General features: G+C 57.2%; 21 protein-coding genes. 5 read left to right on the forward strand and 16 right to left on the reverse strand.

From position 1 onward, the window contains the following. Positions 1 to 25: 25 nt before the first annotated feature. Positions 26 to 1801: an excinuclease ABC subunit UvrC gene (uvrC, locus tag BW950_RS09375; protein WP_234969078.1), complete on the forward strand. Its 1776-nt coding sequence runs from the start codon at positions 26 to 28 to the stop codon at positions 1799 to 1801. 1 nt (position 1802) lies between these two features. On the opposite strand, the gene holA is transcribed toward uvrC, so the two are convergent. The 12 genes from holA to pyrG all read right to left on the reverse strand — a co-directional run bounded on the left by holA (position 1803) and on the right by pyrG (position 13445). After that, on the reverse strand, positions 1803 to 2858 hold the full coding sequence (holA, locus tag BW950_RS09380) for a DNA polymerase III subunit delta (RefSeq protein ID WP_076489040.1): 1056 nt from the start codon (positions 2856 to 2858) through the stop codon (positions 1803 to 1805). 6 nt (positions 2859 to 2864) lie between these two features. Continuing rightward, the gene (gene lexA / locus BW950_RS09385) at positions 2865 to 3476 is read right to left on the reverse strand and encodes a transcriptional repressor LexA (RefSeq protein ID WP_076489041.1); all 612 of its coding nucleotides are present in this window, start codon (positions 3474 to 3476) and stop codon (positions 2865 to 2867) included. Continuing rightward, positions 3473 to 4867, reverse strand: coding sequence for a sigma-54-dependent transcriptional regulator (locus BW950_RS09390; RefSeq protein WP_076489042.1), 1395 nt, complete (start codon positions 4865 to 4867; stop codon positions 3473 to 3475). The genes lexA and BW950_RS09390 overlap by 4 nt, the downstream gene beginning before the upstream one ends. Beyond that, complete coding sequence (locus BW950_RS09395) at positions 4867 to 6717, reverse strand: sensor histidine kinase (protein ID WP_159438772.1); 1851 nt, start codon at positions 6715 to 6717, stop codon at positions 4867 to 4869. The genes BW950_RS09390 and BW950_RS09395 overlap by 1 nt, the downstream gene beginning before the upstream one ends. Then, on the reverse strand, positions 6707 to 6970 hold the full coding sequence (locus tag BW950_RS09400) for an HPr family phosphocarrier protein (RefSeq protein WP_076489044.1): 264 nt from the start codon (positions 6968 to 6970) through the stop codon (positions 6707 to 6709). Before BW950_RS09400 ends, BW950_RS09395 begins: the two co-directional genes overlap by 11 nt. A gap of 14 nt (positions 6971 to 6984) precedes the next feature. Further along, complete coding sequence (gene hprK / locus BW950_RS09405; RefSeq protein ID WP_076489045.1) at positions 6985 to 7965, reverse strand: HPr(Ser) kinase/phosphatase; 981 nt, start codon at positions 7963 to 7965, stop codon at positions 6985 to 6987. Between the two features lie 10 nt (positions 7966 to 7975). Beyond that, positions 7976 to 8275, reverse strand: a complete 300-nt coding sequence (locus BW950_RS09410; protein WP_076489046.1) for an HPF/RaiA family ribosome-associated protein — start codon at positions 8273 to 8275, stop codon at positions 7976 to 7978. A gap of 22 nt (positions 8276 to 8297) precedes the next feature. Continuing rightward, positions 8298 to 9671, reverse strand: a complete 1374-nt coding sequence (rpoN, locus tag BW950_RS09415) for an RNA polymerase factor sigma-54 (protein WP_327077624.1) — start codon at positions 9669 to 9671, stop codon at positions 8298 to 8300. Between the two features lie 95 nt (positions 9672 to 9766). After that, entirely contained in the window at positions 9767 to 10498 is a 732-nt protein-coding gene (gene lptB, locus BW950_RS09420; protein ID WP_076489048.1) for an LPS export ABC transporter ATP-binding protein, read from the reverse strand. Next, positions 10495 to 11184 (reverse strand): hypothetical protein, encoded by a 690-nt coding sequence (locus BW950_RS09425; protein ID WP_076489049.1) that lies wholly within the window; start codon positions 11182 to 11184, stop codon positions 10495 to 10497. The genes lptB and BW950_RS09425 overlap by 4 nt, the downstream gene beginning before the upstream one ends. Beyond that, entirely contained in the window at positions 11181 to 11756 is a 576-nt protein-coding gene (locus BW950_RS09430; RefSeq protein WP_143559194.1) for an LptA/OstA family protein, read from the reverse strand. The genes BW950_RS09425 and BW950_RS09430 overlap by 4 nt, the downstream gene beginning before the upstream one ends. Positions 11757 to 11765: 9 nt before the next feature. Then, complete coding sequence (gene pyrG, locus BW950_RS09435) at positions 11766 to 13445, reverse strand: CTP synthase (protein WP_076489051.1); 1680 nt, start codon at positions 13443 to 13445, stop codon at positions 11766 to 11768. 206 nt (positions 13446 to 13651) lie between these two features. Between pyrG and BW950_RS09440 the strand changes: the two genes are divergently transcribed. Genes BW950_RS09440 through lipB form a run of 3 tightly spaced genes read left to right on the forward strand, consistent with a single transcriptional unit; the run spans position 13652 to position 16384 of the window. Continuing rightward, entirely contained in the window at positions 13652 to 14467 is an 816-nt protein-coding gene (locus BW950_RS09440; protein ID WP_076489052.1) for a CheR family methyltransferase, read from the forward strand. 34 nt (positions 14468 to 14501) lie between these two features. Next, positions 14502 to 15674, forward strand: coding sequence for a protein-glutamate methylesterase/protein-glutamine glutaminase (locus BW950_RS09445; RefSeq protein ID WP_076489053.1), 1173 nt, complete (start codon positions 14502 to 14504; stop codon positions 15672 to 15674). Positions 15675 to 15676: 2 nt separating this feature from the next. Further along, complete coding sequence (gene lipB, locus BW950_RS09450; RefSeq protein ID WP_076489054.1) at positions 15677 to 16384, forward strand: lipoyl(octanoyl) transferase LipB; 708 nt, start codon at positions 15677 to 15679, stop codon at positions 16382 to 16384. On the opposite strand, the gene BW950_RS09455 is transcribed toward lipB, so the two are convergent. Beyond that, on the reverse strand, positions 16304 to 16711 hold the full coding sequence (locus BW950_RS09455) for a hypothetical protein (protein ID WP_076489055.1): 408 nt from the start codon (positions 16709 to 16711) through the stop codon (positions 16304 to 16306). The genes lipB and BW950_RS09455 overlap by 81 nt on opposite strands. Positions 16712 to 16731: 20 nt before the next feature. Beyond that, positions 16732 to 17577, reverse strand: a complete 846-nt coding sequence (locus tag BW950_RS09460) for a TIGR00282 family metallophosphoesterase (RefSeq protein WP_076489056.1) — start codon at positions 17575 to 17577, stop codon at positions 16732 to 16734. 118 nt (positions 17578 to 17695) lie between these two features. Here BW950_RS09460 and BW950_RS09465 point away from each other — a divergent pair, with 118 nt between their 5' ends. Beyond that, positions 17696 to 18814, forward strand: a complete 1119-nt coding sequence (locus BW950_RS09465) for a GntR family transcriptional regulator (protein WP_076489057.1) — start codon at positions 17696 to 17698, stop codon at positions 18812 to 18814. A gap of 50 nt (positions 18815 to 18864) precedes the next feature. Here the strand turns inward: BW950_RS09465 and BW950_RS09470 are convergent, their stop codons facing one another. Both BW950_RS09470 and BW950_RS09475 read right to left on the reverse strand, forming a co-directional pair. Next, the gene (locus BW950_RS09470) at positions 18865 to 20394 is read right to left on the reverse strand and encodes a xylulokinase (RefSeq protein WP_076489058.1); all 1530 of its coding nucleotides are present in this window, start codon (positions 20392 to 20394) and stop codon (positions 18865 to 18867) included. A gap of 9 nt (positions 20395 to 20403) precedes the next feature. Beyond that, positions 20404 to 21273: a carbohydrate ABC transporter permease gene (locus tag BW950_RS09475; RefSeq protein WP_234969079.1), complete on the reverse strand. Its 870-nt coding sequence runs from the start codon at positions 21271 to 21273 to the stop codon at positions 20404 to 20406. Between the last annotated feature and the right edge of the window lie 3 nt (positions 21274 to 21276).

Raw genomic sequence — 21276 nt, forward strand, 5'->3', positions numbered from 1 at the left:
TATGAAGGATGATCTGAAAAATACCGTGAATAACTTTCCTGCCTCACCGGGCGTGTACCTGATGAAGGACTCCCAGGAGCGAATTATCTACGTGGGAAAGGCCAAGAATCTCCGGGCCCGGGTTCGCTCCTATTTTCTGAAGGATAACCCCATCAAGACAAAGGTGCTCATGTCTCACGTGACAGTAATTGACTACATCGTCACGGGGAACGAGTACGAGGCGCTCCTCCTGGAGAACAACCTGATAAAGCGCCACAGCCCTCGCTACAACATCAACCTGAAGGACGGAAAGAGCTATCCCGTTATCAGAATCACCGCCGATCCCTTTCCTCGAGTCTTTCAGACCCGGACAATAATCCAGGACGGCTCCCGCTACTTCGGACCCTACCCCGGAGTCAGCCGGTTGGAAAGCTACCTGGAATTGATAGAAAAACTATATCCCCTGAGAAAATGCCGTTCATCATCGCTGAAAAAGCGGGAGCAGCCCTGCCTGTACCATCACATCGGACGATGCGCTGCAGTCTGCGCGGGGAAAACATCCCGAGACGAATACCTGCGGCGAGTGGAAAAGATCGAATCCCTGCTCTCGGGAAAGACCGAGGCACTCCGCCGGGAGATCACTGAAAAAATGACTGCAGCAGGAGCCTCTCTCCAGTTCGAAAAAGCCGCGGAATACCGGGACATCCTGGCGGCGCTGGATCAGATGGAATCGGAGCAGCGGATTGTCGACTTCGACCCGGAAGTCCGCGACTATATCGGCTACGCCACGGGGGAGACCTTCTCGGCCTTCGTTGTCTTTCAAATGCGCCAGGGAAACCTCCTGGGCAGCACCACCTTTCACGGCGAGCTCCCCGGATCGGAAGAAGAAAACCTGGTGGAGTTCGTGCTCCAGTTTTACAGTTCCACCAGCAGAGCCCCGCAAAAGCTCTATACATCGGCCTCACTGGGAGATGTAGCCCCCCTGAAGCGTTTTTTCCAGGAAGAGCTTTCCACAGAAGTCGATATCAGCCCGCCCGGATCAACCCGGGACGCTGCCATCCTGCGGCTCTGCACAGAAAATGCCCGACAGGAACTGGAGCGACTCCAGCGAGCCCGTGGCGATCTGCCTGCACTGGAAGAACTGGCCCGGCTGCTTCACCTCCCGGCCCCGCCTCTGCGCATCGAAGGTTTCGATATCGCCCAGGTGGGAGGGCACCATACCGTAGCTTCCCTGGTAAGCTTCTCCCGGGGCGTCCCCGACAAGAGCCAGTATAAGCGGTTCCGCATCAAATCACTCCCCGACGGAGCCATCGACGACTTCGGAGCCATGAGAGAAGTCCTGGCCCGCCGCTACAGCCGTGTGAAAAACGAGAAGCTTCCCAAGCCGGACCTGATTCTGATCGACGGAGGCAAGGGACAGGTCAGCGCAGCCCGGGGAATTCTCCTGGCCCTGGAGCTGCCTATCCCCATCGTGGGCCTGGCGAAACGGGAGGAGGAAATCTTCCTGGACGACACGAAAGAGCCCCTGCGGCTGCCCGAGGGAACACCAGCCCTGCGCCTTCTCCAGCACGTACGTGACGAGGCACACCGCTTTGCCACCACCTACCGGGGATCGCTCCAGAAAAAAGACGCCCTCACCTCCCTGCTTCAGGCCGTGCCGGGGATCGGGCCCCGGCGGGCAGCACGGATCATGAAAGCCTTTCCCCGGGAGGAAAGCCTCCTGGAGACACCCCTGGATATCATCGCCAAAAGCACCGGCATATCGGAGGATCTGGCCCGGGAGATTCAGAACCACCTGCGTAAATCCCGGGAAGGTTCCTGAATCAGACTCCTCTGAAACCGGACGCCCCGGGAAACTCCCAGGGCCGCCGGGCAAAAGGAGCCGCCACATTCCAGCGGCCCTTCCTGCTGATCACACTATAGAGATACTGCTGCACTATTCCTCCGTGAAGCGTGGCAGGAACAGAGCGGAGAAGCGCATCGGTATCACCCGTGAGAACGCGGAGAGCCCTGCAGTCTTCGAGAGAATAGCGGGATATTCCCCCCAGGAGACTTTTCTGGAGCCGTTTTCCCGCGATTCGTTGCCCCGATCGCCGGGCCTGTTCCTCAAAGAGCTTTCCCTGGGGAACTCCCCCGGCACGCAAGGTCTGGAGAGAAAAGAGCCGATCCACCTGCCAGGCAATCCCCAACACAACCTGGACCGCATCCATCGTCATCAGAAGCTTCACGGCAATATCCAGTGCGTGGTCCAGATCCTCGGCAAGAATTGCATCAAAGAGGGTAAAGATACTCTCTTCCCTTGCATGATAGATGTACTGATCCACATGCTCCAGAGTGATCTGCTTCCCGAAAAAGGCCATGAGCCGGTCCGCTTCCTGTCGAAGATCAAGTGTGTTATTTTCCACCAGCTCCAGGAGAAGCTCCAGCGCCTCGGGATCGATTCGGGCATCGTGGCGCCTGAAATACCCCGAGAGCCAGCCCTTTTTCTGGCTCTCGAACATTTCCCAAAAGATTTTGGTGTGGCGGCTACCCACAGCATCCTTCACGTCTTTATGAAGGGAAACCTCGGAGCTCTCCAGGAGGAGCACCGATGTTTTCGAAGGATTTTCTGCGTAGCGGACCAGGGGAAGGATATCCTCCTTCCGCTTGAGCTGCTCCACTGCCCGGTACCTCACCAGCGAAGCTGATCCAAAGAGGGAGCCGTTCTGAAGGATGTCCACCACCCGATCGGGGGGAGTCTCAAAAGCGTAGAAGGAGTGCTCCTCCAGATCCTGACCATAGGCGTTCCGCAAAGCTCCCCGCAACTCCAGGAAGGCAGCCTGCTTCTCACCCTCCTCAGGTCCCAGATGAAGCAACAGGGAAGGAAAGGACTGGGCCATAGGATTTTACCCGTAACTCCGGAGAAGATGCGCCAACGTTCCCAGGATGCGAACTTCCCGCGTATAGATCGGTGCATAGGCGGGGTTTTCTGCCTTGAGCTGAACCCGGCTTTGCTCCCGGTAGAAGCGCTTCAGCGTAACAGCCTCATCGACCAGGGCCACCACAATTTGTCCGTTCTCTGCTACCGGGGTACTGACAATTACCGCGATATCTCCCTCAAGAATTCCGGCCCCTGCCATGCTGTCGCCCCGGACCCGAAGAGCAAAGTAATCCTGGTCCCGCAGGAGGGATTCCGGGACATCGATGGTCCCATCGTAATGCTCCTCGGAGAGGACGGGTGCCCCCGCCGCAACCGTTCCAATAATCGGAACCTTCCGGGGAGCGGGTTCGTCTCCGACAGGATCCTCATGATGGAGGATCTCGATGGCCCGGGAGCGGTGGGCGTTGCAGCGAATCATGGATTTTCGCTCCAGGGCTTTCACGTGGCCGTGCGCTGCCTTCACGGAGATCCCGAAGTGTTCTGAGAGATCCCGAATCGCGGGGGGATACTTCTTCTCCCGGATAAAATCCTGGATCGCCTCAAAGACTTCCTGCTGCCGTGGCGTGATGGATTTCATCGTTCTACCTCAATACCAAGTTTCTTGATTTTGCCGTGCAAACTGCCGGGATATATCCCCAAGGCCTGGGCGGTGCGGGAAATATTGTTATTGTGAGCACGCAACTTGGCTTGCAAAAAATCCCGCTCAAAACAATCCCGAGCCTCGGAGAGGCCCATATCCAGATAATCAGCCAGGGCAGACCCTTTTTCGGAACCATCCTCCGGAACCTGCCCGGGAGCCGCCCCCCCCAGAAATCGCCGGGCCTCTTCCCGAGTCAGCGAAGTACCAGCAGCCATGATGCTAACCCGTTCGGCAAAGTTCTTCAACTCTCGCACATTCCCCGGCCAGGAATGAGCACACAACTCCTCCATCGCCTGGGGTTCACAGACCAGGCACCGCTCCTGTCCCCGTTCCCGCGCACAATCCTCCAGGAAGCGATTCAGGAGAATCGGAATATCCTCCCTGCGTTCACGCAAGGAGGGCATACGAAGAGGAACCACATTTAACCGGAAAAAAAGATCTTCCCGAAAGGTTCCGCTCTGAATCTCCCGGGAAATGTCTTTATTTGTGGCTGCGATAATCCGGACATCCACAGCGATCGTCTCCTCGCCGCCCACCCGTTGCAAACGCATTTCCTGAATGACACGAAGAACCTTCGCCTGGGCACCAGCGGACATATCGGCAACTTCATCAAGAAAGAGCGTTCCCCCATGGGCATGCTCAAACTTCCCCCGCCGTGCCGCATGAGCGCCGGTGAAGGCACCCTTTTCGTGGCCAAAGAGCTCCGTCTCGATCAGCGTCTCCGGGAGGGCTGCGCAGTTTACTGCAACAAAGGGCTGATCGCGGCGGGTGCTTGCGCCATGGATTTCCCGGGCGGCCAGCTCCTTGCCGGTGCCGTTCTCCCCGATAATCAGGACACGGGCATCGCTCTCCCCGATCTGACGAATGACTTCCCGCACCTCCTTCAGGGCCGAACTCACCCCCACAAGGCGGGAGCGGGCGGAGGCAGGGCTATAGTTGCGAAGCATCTCGTTTTCCCGCCGAAGATCCTTCATTTCCAGCGCCAGCCGGACCACTCTGGTAATCCGATCAAGGCTGAGGGGTTTTTCTATAAAGTCGAAGGCTCCGCGTTTTACGGCCTTCACCGCCATGTCGATCGAACCGTGACCGCTTATGATAACCACGGGGATTTCCGCATCATGGGAGCGAATATCGTTAAGCACATCCAGGCCACCCCGTTCCGGAAGCCACACATCCAGGACTACACAGTCCACCAGATCCTCTTTCAGCACACCCATCCCGGACAGCCCATCCTGGGCGACTAATACCCGATATCCCTCATCGGAAAGAATATCCGAGAGTATCTGGCGAATGCCTTCCTCGTCATCAATAACAAGAATCGTTTTCATTATGCCTTTGCCTCTTGATGCCGGTCATGCCGATCATGCCGGTCCAGGGGAAGATCGATGATAAACACCGTGCCGGAACCGGGAGTACTTTCGCAGGAAATCCGGCCTCGGTGATCAAAAATAATCCGCTCCACGATGGCAAGCCCCAGACCGGTACCATCACGCTTGCCCGTTACGTAGGGGACAAAAATCGATTCCTCCAGATCGGGAGCAATCCCTGGTCCGTTATCCTCAACCCGAAAACGACAGTATTCATGCCCCGATTTTCGCACCACATCGGTGTGAAAGCGTACCAGAACCCCCTTGGGCGCTGCCTCGGCGGCGTTGGTAACCAGGTTCACAATCACCTGCCGCATCAGTCCTGGGTCCAGAGGCAAAACCAGGCCCGGATCCAACCCGTCAATATCGATCTCTACGCGAGGATCTGCCTGGAAAACACTGACAGCCTCTCGAACAAGTTCTTTCAGAGGAACCAGCGAAAATGCGGGGAGAGGCAGCCGGGCAAAGGAGCGAAACTCGTTCAGGAGCGCCGAGAGGGTATCGACCTCTCTCAGGATGGTATCAACCGTTCTTTCCAGAACTTCGGGAAAATCCGGGGAGCCGGTCTGATGCTTTCTTCGCAGGCGCTCTGTCGCCAGCCGGATGGGAGTAAGAGGATTCTTGACCTCGTGAGCCAGGCGTTGTGCTATTTCCTGCCAGGCCTGGACCTTTTCGGCCTGGGCCATCCGTCGTTGCGCCCGATCAAGATCAGTCACCATATTGTTGAAGGAAATTACCAACAACCCCAAATCATCCGAGGGACGGCCCAGAATCCGCACCGAATAATCGCCCTCTGCTACACTCCGGGTGGCCTCCTCAAGGGACTCGATGGGGCGAATGATACGATCGGCAAGGAAAAAGCTGGTCAGCACTGCCATAAGCATAATCGGCACAAAGAACGAGCCGTAGACCAGCCCCGCAAAGATACCAAAGAAGGGCCTGATGTCCCGCAGCCCCTGAAAGAACCCCATCACCCGGGCCATATCCCGGGTGGTTTGCCCAAAACCGGGAGGAAGGCTCGTGGTTATTGCTGCCCGCCCCGCCCAGGGATGATCCAGGGGAAGATCGAGCCTCAACAGCTCTTCCGTTCCCTGGTGGATCGTACGCACCGCCGAGGGCTCTCCGGATCCGATCACGCCCAGGAGACCTGGAGAATAAAAACGCCCCTGGCGAAGATCTTCCCGACCCAGAAAGAACCAGTCCCGACCTGTTTTATCGAAGATCTGTACCGCTGCCAGCGTGGGCAACCGCCCCTGCAGAGCCTTCCAGAGAGCTCCTTCCTCCGGAGGAGACTCGCCGGGAACCAGAAGATCTTCCAGATCCTCCAGCGTTGCGAGATGCTTCAGGTCCTGAACATGGCGATCATGATACTCCAGAACAAGGGCAAGGCCGTCCGAGAGAGCATCATCGGTACCGATATGAAAGAGAAGCTCCTGGGCCGAGGAGAGGAAGTTAACCGACAGCACCCCCTGGGGAATCGCCGAGAGCCCCACCACCACAAGGAAACATACCGAGAGCCTGCTCTTGAGCATGCTCCCCGCAACTCCCCGGCGCCGATCCCGAAGGAGCCGGAGCAGGTTCAGCGCCACAATTCCCAGGAGAACCACCGAGACGATCATTCCCAGAAGGGCAAAAAAAGCAGCGAGCCTGATCTGAAACCGTTCAGGACCCCGGCCAAGCTCCCGGGAGAGAAGAACCGCCAGCACCACCACGGTGATATAGAGGGTTCCCAGGCTCAGCACCGCCGTAAGGGATGCCGAGGTTGTTCTCTGAACTCGCCGGGAGGGGGCTTTTCTCTTTTTACTCCTCAAATCCGCTTTCAAAAAGCTGAACCAGCTGTTCCACCGCTTCCTCCTCATCGTCACCGTCGGCCTTGATCCGGATCATGGCCTGATACCCCGCGCCCAAGGTTATGATCCCCATAATCGACTTGGCGTTTATCGTTTCATGCTCTGTGGCAAACTCGATATGCGATGAAAATCGGGCAGCAGCCTGCACAATCATTGCGGCGGGTCGTGCGTGGATTCCCGCACGGTTTCGTACCACCACATCCTTCTCCGTCATAGTGCGTTACCTCGCTAAATACCTTTTTTCTGCAAGTATGCCTTGCGCGCGTTTTCGCTATCGAGCCAACGCATCACATTCTGGTTAAACTCGCGGGCAGAATAATACCCCATTTTCTTAAGACGTTCATTCATTGCCGCTGTTTCAATGATAATCGGGATATTTCTGCCGGGTTTAACAGGAACTTCTATGTAGGGAGTTGCCACTCCCAGGATTTCGTAGCTCTGCTCATCAGCTCCAATCCGGTCGTATTCTTTGGACGCATCCCACGCTTCAAGACGGCAGATAAGCTGAATCTGTTTTTTGTCCCTGATCGACCCCACTCCGGAGAGGTGGGCGATGTTGATAATTCCCAGGCCCCGAATCTCCATATGGTGACCCAGGGCCGGATTTGCCCCCTGCCCCATGAGGATGTTCCCCGCTACGCGACGAATCTCCACGGCATCGTCCGCCACAAGCCGGTGCCCCCGCTCGATCAGCTCCAGAGCGGCCTCACTCTTGCCAACTCCGCTCTCTCCCAGAAGCAGCATTCCTATTCCGAAGACTTCCACCAGGGTGGCGTGAATCGTCTTTCGGGCAGCAAAGACATTCCCCAGAGCCCGAATCAGCCGCATGGTGAACTCACTGGTATCAAGGTTCGTCTGGAGAAGGGGGCATCCACTGATCTCGGCCAGCCTGGCAAAAGAGGGAGTAGGCTCAAGACCATGCGTAAAGAGACAACAGGGAATGCTGCTCTGGAAAAGCCGCTCCACCGATTCAAGAGTTTCCTGCTGCTCCAGGCGCTCCAGATAGGCCTGTTCTCCACGACCAAAAATCTGTATCCGCTGGGCTCCAAAGAGATCGAAAAACCCGCTCAGGGCAAGACCAGGCCGATTCAGCTCTGGTGTCTCGATGCGGCGCAACAAACCGCTACGCCCACCGATGCACACCAGCCCGAGATCGTTATTTTCCTTCAGATCGAGATCAAGCAGATCCAAAACGGTAAACTGTTCCATAGCAATGGGATCAGGCCTTATGCTCCTGAACCTTTTCTACTTCCTTCCGGACTTTCATATCAACCTTGTCCACCAGCTCGTGTATGCCCTGGTTGAGATCGTAGGTTTTCGTTTTCACGACGGCCCGCAGCCCCCACCGGAAATGAATCTTTGCTTCTATCTCGAACTGGTGATCTTTTTCCCTGGTGAGGGTAAAGTCCAGATCCACGATCTTGTCGGTGGCAAAATCGATTTTCTGTAGTCGCTCTTCCAGAAACTCTCGTGTAGATTCACTTGCATCGAAATGTACCGATTTAATCGTAATGTTCATCAATAAACCTCCGGTTCGTTTGTCATCGCTCGTAGGACGAGCTGATTTTCAGTTCGCTGCGATATTTTGCAACGGTCCTGCGGGCAATCTTGATCCCCCGCTGAGCCAGGAGATCCGCAAGCTTCTGGTCCGAAAACCGCTTGCCCTGCGAATCCTGCTCTTCCAGAATCTCCCGAATGATCTCCTTTACGCCCTCCTTGCTGTATTGCGCGCCGCCAGGCCCCGCACCGGCTACACGATTCGAGAAGAAATGCTTCAACTCGAAAATTCCCCATTCAGTCTGAATATACTTTCCGTTCGTGATCCGGGAAACTGTGGATTCGCTCACGTTCAGCTCGAAGGCGATATCCTTGAGCGTGAGAGGAACCAGATGCTTTTTGCCCTTCAGGAAGAAGTCCCGCTGAAACTCCAGGATCGCCCGGGCTACCCGGAGCAGCGTCTCGTTGCGCTGCTGGATACCCTGAATAAACCACTGAGCCTCACGAACACCGCGGCCAGCGAACTTTCGGGCCTCCCGGTTGTCCCCCGTTGCCACCCGGGAAAAGAACGGGTTTACACCAAGAACCGGGATTTGCTCGTCATTCAGCACCAGGAGGAACTGCCCCTCCTCCCGTTTCAACAGCAGGTCGGGAATCACGTAACCAGCGGCGTCAGAGGAGAACATGCGCCCCGGATAGGGCGTGAGCGATCGAAGCGCCTCCAGAGCTTCTTGAACCTCTTCCAGAGAGATAGCCAAAGCTTGGGCGACCTCATGATGATGGCCTCGCTCGAGTTTTTCCAGATGATTCCCAACGATCTCCTGGAGTTTTGGCGGGGGATCTACCATGAGACCCGCCTGAACCAGGAGTGATTCCCGAAAATCGGCAGTACAGCACCCCACAGGTTCAAAAGTCCTGATGGTATCCATGAGGGGCTTGAGCAGAGGCCGGTCATCGTCGGAGACGAGCAGGTCCGGCGGCTCCTGGTGGAAGCCATTGTCATCGAGGTTGAGAATCAGCAACTCCCCCACCCGGAACTCTCTCTCGGAAATGGGTTGAAGCCGCAGTTGCCACAGAAGATGCTCATGAAGCGATTCGGGCCGGGAGAGGGCGCCCTCCAGGAAATTTCGTTTTCCCTCCTCATCCCCCTGAAACGAGGCCCCTGGGGAATACCCGGGATCTGAGGAGTTTTCGAAATAATCGTAGTCATCGCCGGAATCGTCCCGTTCGTTCAGCGAAAGTGAAGGAGCCTCCGAGACCAGTTCCAGGGCAGGATTTGTCTCCAGCTCCTCCTGAACGCGGAGCTGCAGCTCCTGCAGGGGGAGTGTCATGAGCTGGATACTTTGCAGGAGCTGCGGGGTGAGCCGCATTTCCTGCCGCTGTGATAACGCAGGTTTCTGGAACTGCATACTACTCATAATGCGAGAGGCTGTCTCCTTTGTCAATTTTTTCGGGATGCACCCGTCACATTATCACCAGCCGGGTATCACCAGCCAAGGCTCTTCCGGTGGTTTTACCGCTGGTAATCGTCTCCCAGATAAATCCGCCGCGCCGTCTCATCGGCCTCGATCTCTTCCCTTGTTCCGGCTACTACAATTTCTCCGCAATTTATCAGGTAGGAATAGCCGGAAATCTCCAGGGTGTCCCGCTCATTGTGATCGGTAATGAGGATACCGATCCCCTGACGGGCCAGGTGCAAACAGATGCTTTTGATTTCATAGCGCGCTCTGGGATCTATTCCGGCGAAGGGCTCGTCCAGAAGCAGGAATTTCGGCTCGATCGCCAGAGCCCGGGCAATTTCGGTGCGCCGCCGCTCACCACCGGAAAGGGTGTAAGCCTTCTGCCGCCGAAGCCCGATGACGCCCAGCTCATCCAGAAGCTGATCTGCACGAAACAGCCGTTCCTTCCGGGAAAGATCCCGTCGGAGTTCCAGGACAGCCAGGAGATTCTGCTCAACCGTAAGTTTTCGGAAGATCGACGGCTCCTGAGGCAGATAGGATATTCCCGCCAGAGCCCGACGAAACATGGGAAGGCGGGTGATCTCCCGGCTTCCCAGGTAGACCTGGCCGGCCGTGGCAGAGATAAACCCTACTACCATATAGAAAAGAGTGGTCTTTCCCGCCCCGTTGGGTCCCAGAAGACTCACCACCTGCCCCGTCTCCATGGAGAAATCAACCCCCCGGACAACTTCCTTGCGGCCGAAGCGCTTTCGCAACCCCGAGACGCTCAGGGTGGTCCCACTCATTCCACCTCCTCCCGGGGAGCCGTCTCTTCCAGGAAGACCGACCCTTCCACCTGTCCCTGGAGCTCAATCTCATCGGTGGCAAGATTCATGATAATCCGCGTTGCCCGGTATTCATCGCCCTTCCAGAAGACCCGGGGAAAACCCGAGAGCTCCAGAACTTCTTCCTGCCGACGATAACGAAGAAACTGGGACCGGGCGGTGAGATCTTCCCGAAGCACCCGCACCGACATCTGGAGAATAAGAAGATCACCCCCACGGCGGGTCTCGAGAAATCCTCCTTTCACAATCAGATCGTTGATCTCGTCGTCCACAACAACCTGCCCGGAGGCTCTGAAGTTTTCCGTCTCCCGATCGAACCAGACCGTATCGGCGGTGATGGAGAAACCCCGTTCCCCATCAAGGACACGAACGTTCTTTCGCGTCTCGGCATAGCGAAAGTCGGGGCCGTACAACTCGATTTCGTCAGCCAGAAGGATAACCGCGGCGCTCTCCACGCGGGCATTTCCGCGCAAAACCGTTCGTTCCCGCCCTTCGGCAAGAATAATTTCGGTCTCATCTCCGGAAAACCGGAATGAATCGGCCCCGGCGAGGCAGGGAGGAAGAACAAGGAGAAGAAACCCCGCGAAGACCCCGAGGGGCCGCCCCTTCAGTAACTCCCAGGCTCGGCCCCACCAAAAAGTTCTCACTGAGAGGTCTCCTCCGCTGAAAAGCGCCCCGAGACATCCCGGGAGAAGAGTATCCTGTTCTCACGCCCCTTCAAGCGAAACCCTGTCCCCTCCACAGCCGAACCGTCATCGCGGAGCAGCAGGACCTTTCCGTCGGGAGGCCCTGCCAGAAGACGCTCCGCCTGATCCCAGGAAAGGCTCTCGCTCTCCAGCTCGGCACCCTCCAGAAGTGAATGAAACCGGACCGTTCCGGTGAGTTCGATGTTCTCGGAATCCAGAAAAAACACGCCCCGGTCGGCATCCCCCTCCAGGCGCAAGACCCCGTCAGGACCGTACTCCCGGAAAGAAAGCCCCTCAAAGGTCTGGATACGCTTGTCCCGGTAGGTGGCAATCCGATCCACCGTCAGTTCAACCCGGTAATCCCGCTCCACCACCATGCGGGCCTTCAGAACCTCTACCTGGGGGATCTCCCGCGCTTCACCTGCCGAAGTTCCTGCTGCAGCGTTATCGGGCGAACACCCGCTTCCCGCAAGCAGAAAGGCCGTCACCAGGAATGCCGACGGTAATGCCGAAAACATCGTCGGCACAATCATCCATCGCTCCTAGGATTGATCGGACGTTTCAGATGTTTCCGATTGAACCGGGGCCTCGGACCGGACCGGACCGGACAGACGCTCTTTCTGATACGCCCCGACAGCCCCGAGAAAGCTGCGAAACAGGGGGTGAGCCTCAACGGGTTTGGAGATAAACTCCGGGTGAAACTGAACACCCAGTCCCCAGGGATGGCCCCGCCACTCCACCGATTCCACCAGCGAGAAATCTTCCGTGACTGCTCCCGTGACAAGGCCCGCCTCGTCCAGGCGCTGCCGATACAGGTTGGAGACCTCGTAGCGGTGGCGATGCCGTTCGTGAATAATATCCTTTTCGTATACGCTGCGGATCAGGGTATCGGGCAAAAGACGGGACACGCTTAACCCGAGGCGCATGGTCCCGCCGTAGTTCTTCACGTCCACCTGCTCTTCCAGAAGGCTCACAACGGGATGTTCGCAGTCAGGAACAAACTCGGTACTGTCGGCACTCTCATACCCCAGAACGGACCGGGCGTACTCGATCACCATGATCTGCATACCCAGGCAGATCCCGAAGTAGGGAATCTTTTGCTCCCGGGCATAGCGCGCAACAGCCACCATGCCTTCAACGCCGCGCCCGCCAAATCCACCGGGAACGAGGATACCGTCGACATCTGCAAAGGCTTCTTTGAGCCCACGGGGAGAACGATCAAGCCGTTCTGAATCGACCTTCACCAGCTCCACCCGCAGGTCCTGAGCTACTGCTCCGTGAATGATCGCCTCGTCCACGGACTTGTAGGTATCGCTCAGCTCGATATATTTTCCCACCACGGCAATCCGCACCAGCCGATCCGCACCAGTCACCACGGAGACCACATGTTCCCATTCCGAGAGATCCTCGGAAGGAACCTCCATGCCCAACCGTTCCAGACAGATCCGGTCAAGCCCCTGCTGATGATACATGAGGGGAATCTCGTAAAGCGACCGTTTTACATCGTAGGCGGAGATAACACTGTCGTGATCAACATTGGTAAAGAGCGCGATCTTTCGACGCTCATCATCGGGCAGCTCCAGAGGAGCCCGGCAGAGAAGAACATCGGGCTGAATACCGATTTCCCGCAGTTCCTTCACGGAATGCTGGGTTGGTTTCGTCTTGAGTTCACCGTTGGCAACCACCGGGATCAGCGTCAGGTGAACCGAGAGGACGTTTTTCTTGCCCAGCTCGTGCATCATCTGCCGTACCGCCTCCAGGAAGGGAAAGGATTCGATATCCCCCACAGTCCCCCCTACCTCGACGATGGTCAGATCCACTCCGGGCTCGTCGCCTACCTGGCGGATGCGCTGCTTGATCCTGTCAGTGATATGAGGAATTACCTGGACGGTTCGTCCCAGATAACGGCCCTCCCGTTCGCGCTGGATTACTTCCTGGTAAATCTGTCCCGTGGTAATAGAGTTTGCCCGGGAGAGGGTGGACTTGGTAAAGCGTGCATAGTTGCCGAGATCCAGATCGGTCTCGGCCCCGTCGTCGGTGACATAGACCTCGCCGTGCTGATAGGGACTCATGGTCCCGGCATCAACATTGATGTACGGATCAACTTTGATCATCCGGATTGTGAGACCGCGACTTTCCAGAAGGCTTCCAAGGGACGCTGCGGCGACGCCCTTCCCCAGACTCGAACAGACACCACCGGTTACGAAAATATACTTGTTCATCGGGGTTCACATTATTACCTCGTGGGGGTGGAATAGCAACCCCGGGAGCGATTCCTTTTCCCAATCTCCGATCTTTCTGCACTGTTCCCTATCAACTGGAGATCGATTTTGGAGGGCAAAAAAAAGTATGCGCAGAAATCGCTGGATTTGACAGGCGTTATGTGCAAGAATTATTCTTGACTAGCACATGAGGCGGTGAGGAAATTATGTCTGAATTTTTAAGCGATGCCGATTTCACGCGCTTTCGGGATTTAATATATAACGAAAGCGGTATCCATTTCTCGGAATCAAACCGCACCATTCTGGAGAGCCGCCTCAAGGAGCGGCTCAAGGCGGAGAAAATCGAAACCGTGGGGCAATATTTCTCCCATGTTCGGTCTGACCAGGAGGAGCTGAAGGTATTGCTCGACGCGGTGACAACGAACCTCACCCGGTTCTTCCGCAACGCCGCTCATTGGCAAACCTTCGAGAACTACGTTCTACCCGATCTGGTAAAGTACAAACGCGAGAAAGGCGACCGAAAGTTCCGGGTCTGGAGCGCAGGGTGCTCCACCGGAGAGGAGCCCTACACCATTGCCATGCAGCTTCTTGATCTGCTTCCTCCAGGGTTCGATATCGAGATTCTCGCCTCTGACCTCAGTCTCAAGTCGGTCCTCACGGGCCAGCAGGGCTTTTATCCCGACAGTCGCGTTACGGGGATCCCCGAAAAACCCCTGGCCAAGTACTTCGACAAGAAGGACGGCGGCTATCAGGTAAAGGATTCCATCAAAAAGCTGGTCACCTTCGATTACCACAATCTGAAGCACGACAGCGGCAAACGGAATCTTGATGTGGTGTTCTGCCGAAATGTTCTTATCTATTTTGACGAACCTGCCCAGAAGGTTGTGGTAGATCGGTTCTGGAACGCCATGGCGAATCACTCTTTTCTTTTCATAGGCCACAGCGAGTCCCTTTTTGGAATGAAGACACAGTTTTCATTTCTCAAGACGGATTGGGCTTGTATCTATGCAAAAGATGTGTAATAGCACCCCGGGTACTACTTCCAGGAGAGATTAGGTGAACAAAGAAAAAAAGATCAGTGTTCTGGTCGTCGACGATTCTGCCCTGATGAGAAACCTCGTGAGCAGAATCATTGAGAGCGCCCCGGAACTGGCCGTGGCCGCAACAGCCATGAACGGCGAGTTCGCTCTGCAAAAGATCCCCCGTCTGAAACCGGATGTAATTGTCCTGGATCTGGAGATGCCCAAGATGAACGGGATCGAGTTTCTCCAGGCCCGGCGCGACCAGGGAATCGACATTCCCGTCATTATTCTCTCCTCCATTGCCCAGAAGGGAGCCCGCATCACCATGGAGGCTCTCTCCCTGGGAGCCAGCGACTTTATCCCCAAACCCTCAGGGGCGGTCTCCCACGACCTCCACGTGGTGGGCGATCAGCTTATCACCATGATTCGAGCCTATGGGGGAGAATATCTCCGCAGCCGTGGCGAGACGCCTCCCGAGCCGCCCCAGGACTATGCCACCAGGGTACCCCGCCACGAGGAAGTACCACCCCAGGAAACGGCCGGGCCTGGAGCCGCTCCGGTATCCCCGACGGAGAAACCCTGGTCGGCCCAAAAACCCGCAAAAAAATCCCCCCAGGCACGGCCGGGCACGCTGGAAGTGATCGTCCTGGGAATTTCCACGGGAGGGCCCAACGCCCTGCGTCGGGTCTTTGCCGATCTGGAGGAAGATATCGGAGTCCCAATCTTGGTGGTGCAGCACATGCCACCGGGGTTCACCACCGAGTTTGCCGCAAGCTTGAACCGGATCTGCCCCCTGGAGGTTCTGGAGGCCTCCGATGGCGACGTGATAAAACCGGGCCGGGTCCTGATCGCCCCGGGCAACTACCATATGGAGGTGAATCGCCGCCCCCTGGCCGCCACAATATCCCTGCACCAGGGCGACCCCTGCAACGGTCACCGTCCCTCGGCAGGGCTCCTCTTCAAGTCGGTGGCGCGGGCCTACGGCAATCAGGCCATGGCGATTCTGATGACCGGCATGGGCCGGGATGGAGCCTGGGAGATAGGTGAAATCTACGAAGCCGGAGGAATGACGATCGGCCAGGACGAGCAGTCCAGCATTGTCTACGGTATGCCCCGCGTGGCCTGGGAAAACGGCTATATCCACCGACAGGTCTCTCTGGACAATATGGCCGAGACGATCAACGCCATGGCCAGGAGCTTGCGCTAACGGTGCGGGGTTCTCTTGGACAGGGAGCACCCCTGGAAGTGCGGGATCTTGGTCTGGTTTCTTACAAAGAGGCCCTGGCGCTTCAATACGAACTGGTGCGCCAACGCCAGCAGGGGGAGATCCCCGATACGTTACTCCTTCTTGAGCACCCTCCCGTGATTACCCTGGGGAGAAGCGCTGCCGAGAGTGACATTCTGGCACCCCCGGAGGTTCTCGACGCAGCAGGTGCCACAATTGAACGTATCGAGCGGGGTGGCGAGACCACCTACCACGGCCCCGGGCAGTTGGTGGGATACCTCATCGTGGATCTTCGCCAGCACCTGCGTAGCCTCAAGCGCTACGTTCATCTTCTGGAAGAGGCCTTTATCCTGCTCCTGGAGGAGCACTACCTGATCAAGGCCGGGCGTGACCCCGAGCATCGTGGCGTATGGGTGGACAACAAAAAGATCACGGCCCTGGGTGTGGCTGTCCAGCAACGGGTTACCTTCCACGGCTTTGCCTTCAACGTGAACACCGATCTCTCCCATTTTTCCTGGATCATTCCCTGCGGAATCTCCGACAGGGGGCAGACATCGCTTCAGGAACTAACAGGAGCACCCACTGATATGCAGCGGATCAAGGACGAGATATCACGAATCCTGGCGGAACTCTTCGGGTTTGAACGAATCCTCCTGAAGGGAGAGACCTCCACCCCCGGTAAGCACCGGTAGGTCCTCCCGTCGGGAACCGCGAGCTACAGCCAGCCCCAGGACAGCGAGACCGGCCAGAAAAGCGCACCAGGGCCCCCCGGGGAGAAATCTCCCCCAAAGGATTCCTGCTGCCAGGGGAGCTCCCGGAAACCGGAGGAGCCCGCGCACGAAGGCACTCCGGGGTGCGAGGAACCAGACCATTTCTCCGGGACGGGGATCAGGCATATCTTCGGGCACAGCCACCCGCAGAAGCCGGTGCCTGGCGCTGCACCGGCTCCCCCCGCAGGCACGACACCCTTCCTTTCGGGGCAGGACCAGCGCCTCCCGATCATCCGGGTTCCAACGCATTACCCGTCCCCAATGGTGTTTCACGCCGGAGACTGGCACGGAATCTGAAGCGCCTCAAAACTCAGGAGGTATCCCGTGGCGGAGTCCACTTCCAGTAGCACCCCCTGGAGCTGAAGATCCTCCCAGGACTCCTCGGACTTTGCCGACAACCGGGAGAGGTATTTTTTGATCTCCGGCCCCGGAGCAAAGCCGCCGACGCTGCTCCGGCTCCCCGTACGACCCGCATCGCATATAACGGCAGTACCCGAAGGCATTACCTGGGCATCGGCCGTCTGAACCCGCTGGCCGCTGCCAATCACAGCGGTGACCATGCCATCGGCGTGATGGAACATGGTGTATTTCTCCGCCGTGGTGGTGGCATGGAAATCAAGAATGATTGCGCAGGCTCTCTTGCGCAATCGCTCAACCAGGGAAGAGAGCATGGTATAGGGATTGCTCCCGTGGATTCGATCGAACCCCGATTGCCCCAGGAGACTGATAACAGCCACGCGCTCCAAAAGACCTCCCTCCTCTGATTCCTCTTCCTCGGGCAGCTCAGTCTCGCCGGGGCTGATCGTATAGTGCCGCCAGCCCCGCCCGGGGGTATCAGGACAGAGATTTGCCGGCCGCAGTATCCAGGGGGCCTGGCCGATGTGTTCGGTCATGTCCTTCTTGAAAAAAAGCTGGTCTCCTCCGGTTATCACATCGACACCCATCTTCTTCATCGTGATGGAGTGGTTCTTTCCGAGACCAAACCCACCGGTAACGCTATCGCCGTTGGCGATCACCAAATCTATATTCCGATCTCGCTTCATCGCCGGCAGGGTGGTCTTCAGGCAATGCAGCCCGGGTTTCCCCACAATCTCCGCCACATACAGTATCTTCATAGGGCGCTATCCTACTGGCCCGCAGGAACCTCGTCCACCCTGAGGCAACACCCCGGGAAGTGCAGACATGGCGGTGGTGCGAAAACAGACCATCTGTGGTATACTCAAATAGATCATTATGTATACACAAAATAAGCCAAAACATCAGCAAATCTATGACAATCTCCTGGAAGAGATCACCCGGGGCGTCTTCCCTCCGGGCGCGCAGCTTCCGACGGAGCGGGAACTGGTGGAGCGGTACCAGGTATCGCGGCCAACTGTGGCCAAAGCTCTGACAAGGCTTCAGCAGGAGGGGTTTATCAGCCGCCGCGCCGGTTCAGGGAGTTTTGTAAGTCTCCTCTCGCGAATGGACACGGAGAAGAACAGCAAGGCCAGATATTTTGGACTCCTGATCCCCAAATTGGGCGTGACAGAGATCTTTGAGCCAATCTGCGGACGAATCGCCCAGCTTTCACGACTCCATGACTTTCATCTGCTCTGGGGAGACTCCTCAGCCCACGGGACCGAGACGATCGCTTCGGATTTCGAGGAGGTCTGTCTGCGCTACATTGACCAGGGAGTGGACGGTCTCTTTTTTGTCCCCCTGGAACTGGTCCCCTCCCGGGAGGAGACCAACGCCCGCATCGTCCAGCACCTGGAACAATCCCGTATCCCCGTGGTGATGCTCGACAGCGACTACCTCCCCTTTCCCCGGAGAAGTCCTTTCGATCTGGTAGGGATCGACAATACCCGGGCAGGCTACATGGCAGCGTTGCACTATCTTGACCAGGGAGCCCGGCGGATCGACTTTCTCTACCGCGAGAAGTCAGCCTATACCGTGGACGAACGCCTCCAGGGGGTACGCCTTGCCCTGGCCGAGCGGGGGATATCCATGCCAGACCGGTGGGTCCACATCGGAGAGCCCCAGGAGGACTCCTTTACACAGACCCTGATAGAAAGCGGTGCCCGGAACATGATCTGTGCCAACGACGCCACAGCGATTGCCCTGATGCATACGGCATACCGAATGAAACTGGAAATCCCCCGGGACCTGCGAATTATCGGTTTTGACAACGTCAAATACTCTGAATATGCACGCATTCCCCTGACAACCCTGCGCCAGCCCTGCGCGTCTCTGGGCGAACTCGCCGTGGAGACGATGCTTCTGCGGCTCCAGAATCCTCGTCGGGCACCAACCAAAATATGCGCAGAACCGGAGTTCCTGATACGGGACTCTTCCATCATACCTTCAGCGTAACCTATCCCCGCCCCGGGGCGGGGCTTTCCGGGGATATTCCCCGAAACCGGTCAGCTTCCGGGGTGCCACTCCGGGGCTATCCTCTTTCCGGCCTCACGACGCTCCCGCAGCCAGTCGGTCCTGGACAATCGGGGATACACAACTCGTTCAGGTTTGATGGCAAGCACCCGAACCCCCTCCTCAAGGGATGAATAACACCCTGCGGCGACCCCTCCCAGAAGCGCGGCACCACGGGCGGTGGAGTTCATCTCGGACAAGACCGTCAGGGGCTCTCCCAGGGAATCGCAAAGAAGCTGCACATAGGCTTCGGAACGGGTTCCTCCTCCCCCCAAGCGCACCCGACCCTCACCGGAAAAGTCCCCGGATGGTTCGAAAACAATCTCTCGAACCTTGGCAAGCGCCCCGGTGAGGCTGAAGACAACCCCCTCCAGGGCCGCATACAGCAGATCCTCCCGAGAGGTGCTCTGACGAAGGAAACGCCAGCTCCCCGTTGCCTCGGGAGCCATCACGGGAGAACGCTCTCCTGTCAAATACGGAACAAAGAAGGGGAGCGATGCGACATCGTGCCCCCCGCGGCCAGCCTGCACGGTTCTTGCAGCCTCTTCAAGCTCCAGCCAGGAAGCTCCCAACACCCCTTGCACCCAGGCCAGGGCAGAACCGGCGTTCTGCACGCTTCCCTGAACAAGCCAGTCCCGGTGGTGACAAAAAAGGTTGAGCCCCTCAGGAATGGTCCGGGGGCATCTTGCCAGGGGAGATGAGATCTGCCCTCCTGTCCCCAGCATCATCTGGATAACTCCAGGGCTGATCATCCCCGTAGCCAACGCTGCGGCTTGCTGATCCCCACACCCCTGCGCAACGGGAACAGGCCGATTCACTCCGAAAGCGGAAAAGAGCTCCTCCCGCAAGGCCCCTCCCTGAACCCAGCTATCCTGCAGAGGAGGCAGAATATCACCGGAAAATCCAAAGAGCTCCTGCAAATTTTCAAGCCACACCCGGCCAGGAACATCAAAGAGCAATGTCGCCGAAGCATCGGTAGGATCCGACGCCAGGTGACCAGTCAGGCGGAAGCGAATGTAGTCTTTGGCTGTCAGCAGAACCGACGCCCGGGAAAAGACCTCTGGCTCGGTTCTCGCGAGCCACAAGAGAGGGAGCGCCGTAAGTCCCGGAGCAGGAGCGTTCATGACACGCTGCTCCATCCCGTGGCGCTCAAGCGTCCCGAGGACCTCCGGCACCAGTGCTTTTGCCCGTGAATCCATCCAGGTCACGGCGGGCCGAAGGACCTGGTGGTTTTTGTCGAGGAGAACAAAGGAATGCATCTGTCCGGTAACACCGATCCCTTTAATCTCGAGGGCCCGGCCAGAGCGTCCGGCACCATCGCGGGCCTTGTGAAGAGCTTCTCCGAGCGCCTCCAACGTCCCCTTCCACCATGCCTCGGGATCCTGTTCGGCCCATCCCGGTCGGGGAGAAACCGTAACGTAGGAGGCCTGTCCTTCTCCCAGGACTCCGCGGTCCTCCTGGAGAACACAGACCTTCACACTGGAGGTACCGATGTCGATACCGATGAGAATACTATCTGTCATGTTTTCTCGTTACCCTTTCACAGCACCCTGGGTGAGGCCGCTCACAATATACCGGTTTGCCACAAGAGCAAAGAGAATAATGGGAATAATGATAAGGCTTCCATAGGCGGCAACGACGCCATACTGGGCGCCCACATCAACCCCGCCGACAAATCGAGTGATACCCACCGTCAGGGGCTGGGTATTGCGGCCCGCCAGAAAGAACGCAAAAAGGAACTCGTTATACGAGATGATGAGTGCCAGAATGGCCGATGCGTTCAGCCCCGGAAGAACCATGGGGAGAGAGACCCGCCAGAACGTCTGAAAGGGTGTACAGCCATCGATTACTGCCGCTTCTTCCACCTCCAGGGGTATTCCCGAAAAGAACCCCAGCATGAGCCACACGATCATGGGCATCTGCATTGCCAGATGGGCCAGGATAACACCCGTAAGCGTTCCCGATATACCCATCTGCCGGAAAAGCATGAACATGGGCATAGCCAAAACAACGTAGGGAAGAAACCGCGTGCTCAGAACGGAAAAAACCACAATATTTTTTTGCCGAATTGAGGGGAGCCGGGTAATTCCGTACGCCATGGGTGTACAAACAACCAGGACCACCACCAGGGCACTCAGGGAAATTATCATACTATTGCGCAGATAGAGGAAAAAGTTTCCTCCCCGCAGGGCTCGGCTGTAATTCTCCAGTGTCATTCCCTGGAACGAAAGGATCTCGGGAACCGTCTGAAAAAGATTTGTCGGTTTCAACGAGGCCATCACGAGAATCAGGATCGGGACCACGCAGACAGCAAGCCAGCCAAGAAGAATAACCAGCCGTCCCCCGTAGGAAAGTCGTCGACGCAAGCGGTAATTCTTTATTTTCGTTTGTACTTCACCCATAGT

Origin of the sequence: Alkalispirochaeta americana (assembly GCF_900156105.1) — a bacterium.
GTDB classification, from domain to species: domain Bacteria; phylum Spirochaetota; class Spirochaetia; order DSM-27196; family Alkalispirochaetaceae; genus Alkalispirochaeta; species Alkalispirochaeta americana.

What these genes read in the sequence shown, in the direction of transcription:
- pyrG (WP_076489051.1), bottom strand. Translation starts at nt 13,445, where the DNA reads ATGAACAAGTATATTTTCGTAACCGGTGGTGTCTGTTCGAGTCTGGGG.
- BW950_RS09400 (WP_076489044.1), bottom strand. Translation starts at nt 6,970, where the DNA reads ATGACGGAGAAGGATGTGGTGGTACGAAACCGTGCGGGAATCCACGCA.
- BW950_RS09465 (WP_076489057.1), top strand. Translation starts at nt 17,696, where the DNA reads ATGTATACACAAAATAAGCCAAAACATCAGCAAATCTATGACAATCTC.
- BW950_RS09430 (WP_143559194.1), bottom strand. Translation starts at nt 11,756, where the DNA reads ATGATTGTGCCGACGATGTTTTCGGCATTACCGTCGGCATTCCTGGTG.
- BW950_RS09410 (WP_076489046.1), bottom strand. Translation starts at nt 8,275, where the DNA reads ATGAACATTACGATTAAATCGGTACATTTCGATGCAAGTGAATCTACA.
- BW950_RS09390 (WP_076489042.1), bottom strand. Translation starts at nt 4,867, where the DNA reads ATGAAAACGATTCTTGTTATTGATGACGAGGAAGGCATTCGCCAGATA.
- BW950_RS09455 (WP_076489055.1), bottom strand. Translation starts at nt 16,711, where the DNA reads ATGCGTTGGAACCCGGATGATCGGGAGGCGCTGGTCCTGCCCCGAAAG.
- BW950_RS09440 (WP_076489052.1), top strand. Translation starts at nt 13,652, where the DNA reads ATGTCTGAATTTTTAAGCGATGCCGATTTCACGCGCTTTCGGGATTTA.
- BW950_RS09460 (WP_076489056.1), bottom strand. Translation starts at nt 17,577, where the DNA reads ATGAAGATACTGTATGTGGCGGAGATTGTGGGGAAACCCGGGCTGCAT.
- hprK (WP_076489045.1), bottom strand. Translation starts at nt 7,965, where the DNA reads ATGGAACAGTTTACCGTTTTGGATCTGCTTGATCTCGATCTGAAGGAA.
- holA (WP_076489040.1), bottom strand. Translation starts at nt 2,858, where the DNA reads ATGGCCCAGTCCTTTCCTTCCCTGTTGCTTCATCTGGGACCTGAGGAG.
- rpoN (WP_327077624.1), bottom strand. Translation starts at nt 9,671, where the DNA reads ATGAGTAGTATGCAGTTCCAGAAACCTGCGTTATCACAGCGGCAGGAA.
- lptB (WP_076489048.1), bottom strand. Translation starts at nt 10,498, where the DNA reads ATGAGTGGGACCACCCTGAGCGTCTCGGGGTTGCGAAAGCGCTTCGGC.
- BW950_RS09470 (WP_076489058.1), bottom strand. Translation starts at nt 20,394, where the DNA reads ATGACAGATAGTATTCTCATCGGTATCGACATCGGTACCTCCAGTGTG.
- lexA (WP_076489041.1), bottom strand. Translation starts at nt 3,476, where the DNA reads ATGAAATCCATCACGCCACGGCAGCAGGAAGTCTTTGAGGCGATCCAG.
- BW950_RS09475 (WP_234969079.1), bottom strand. Translation starts at nt 21,273, where the DNA reads ATGGGTGAAGTACAAACGAAAATAAAGAATTACCGCTTGCGTCGACGA.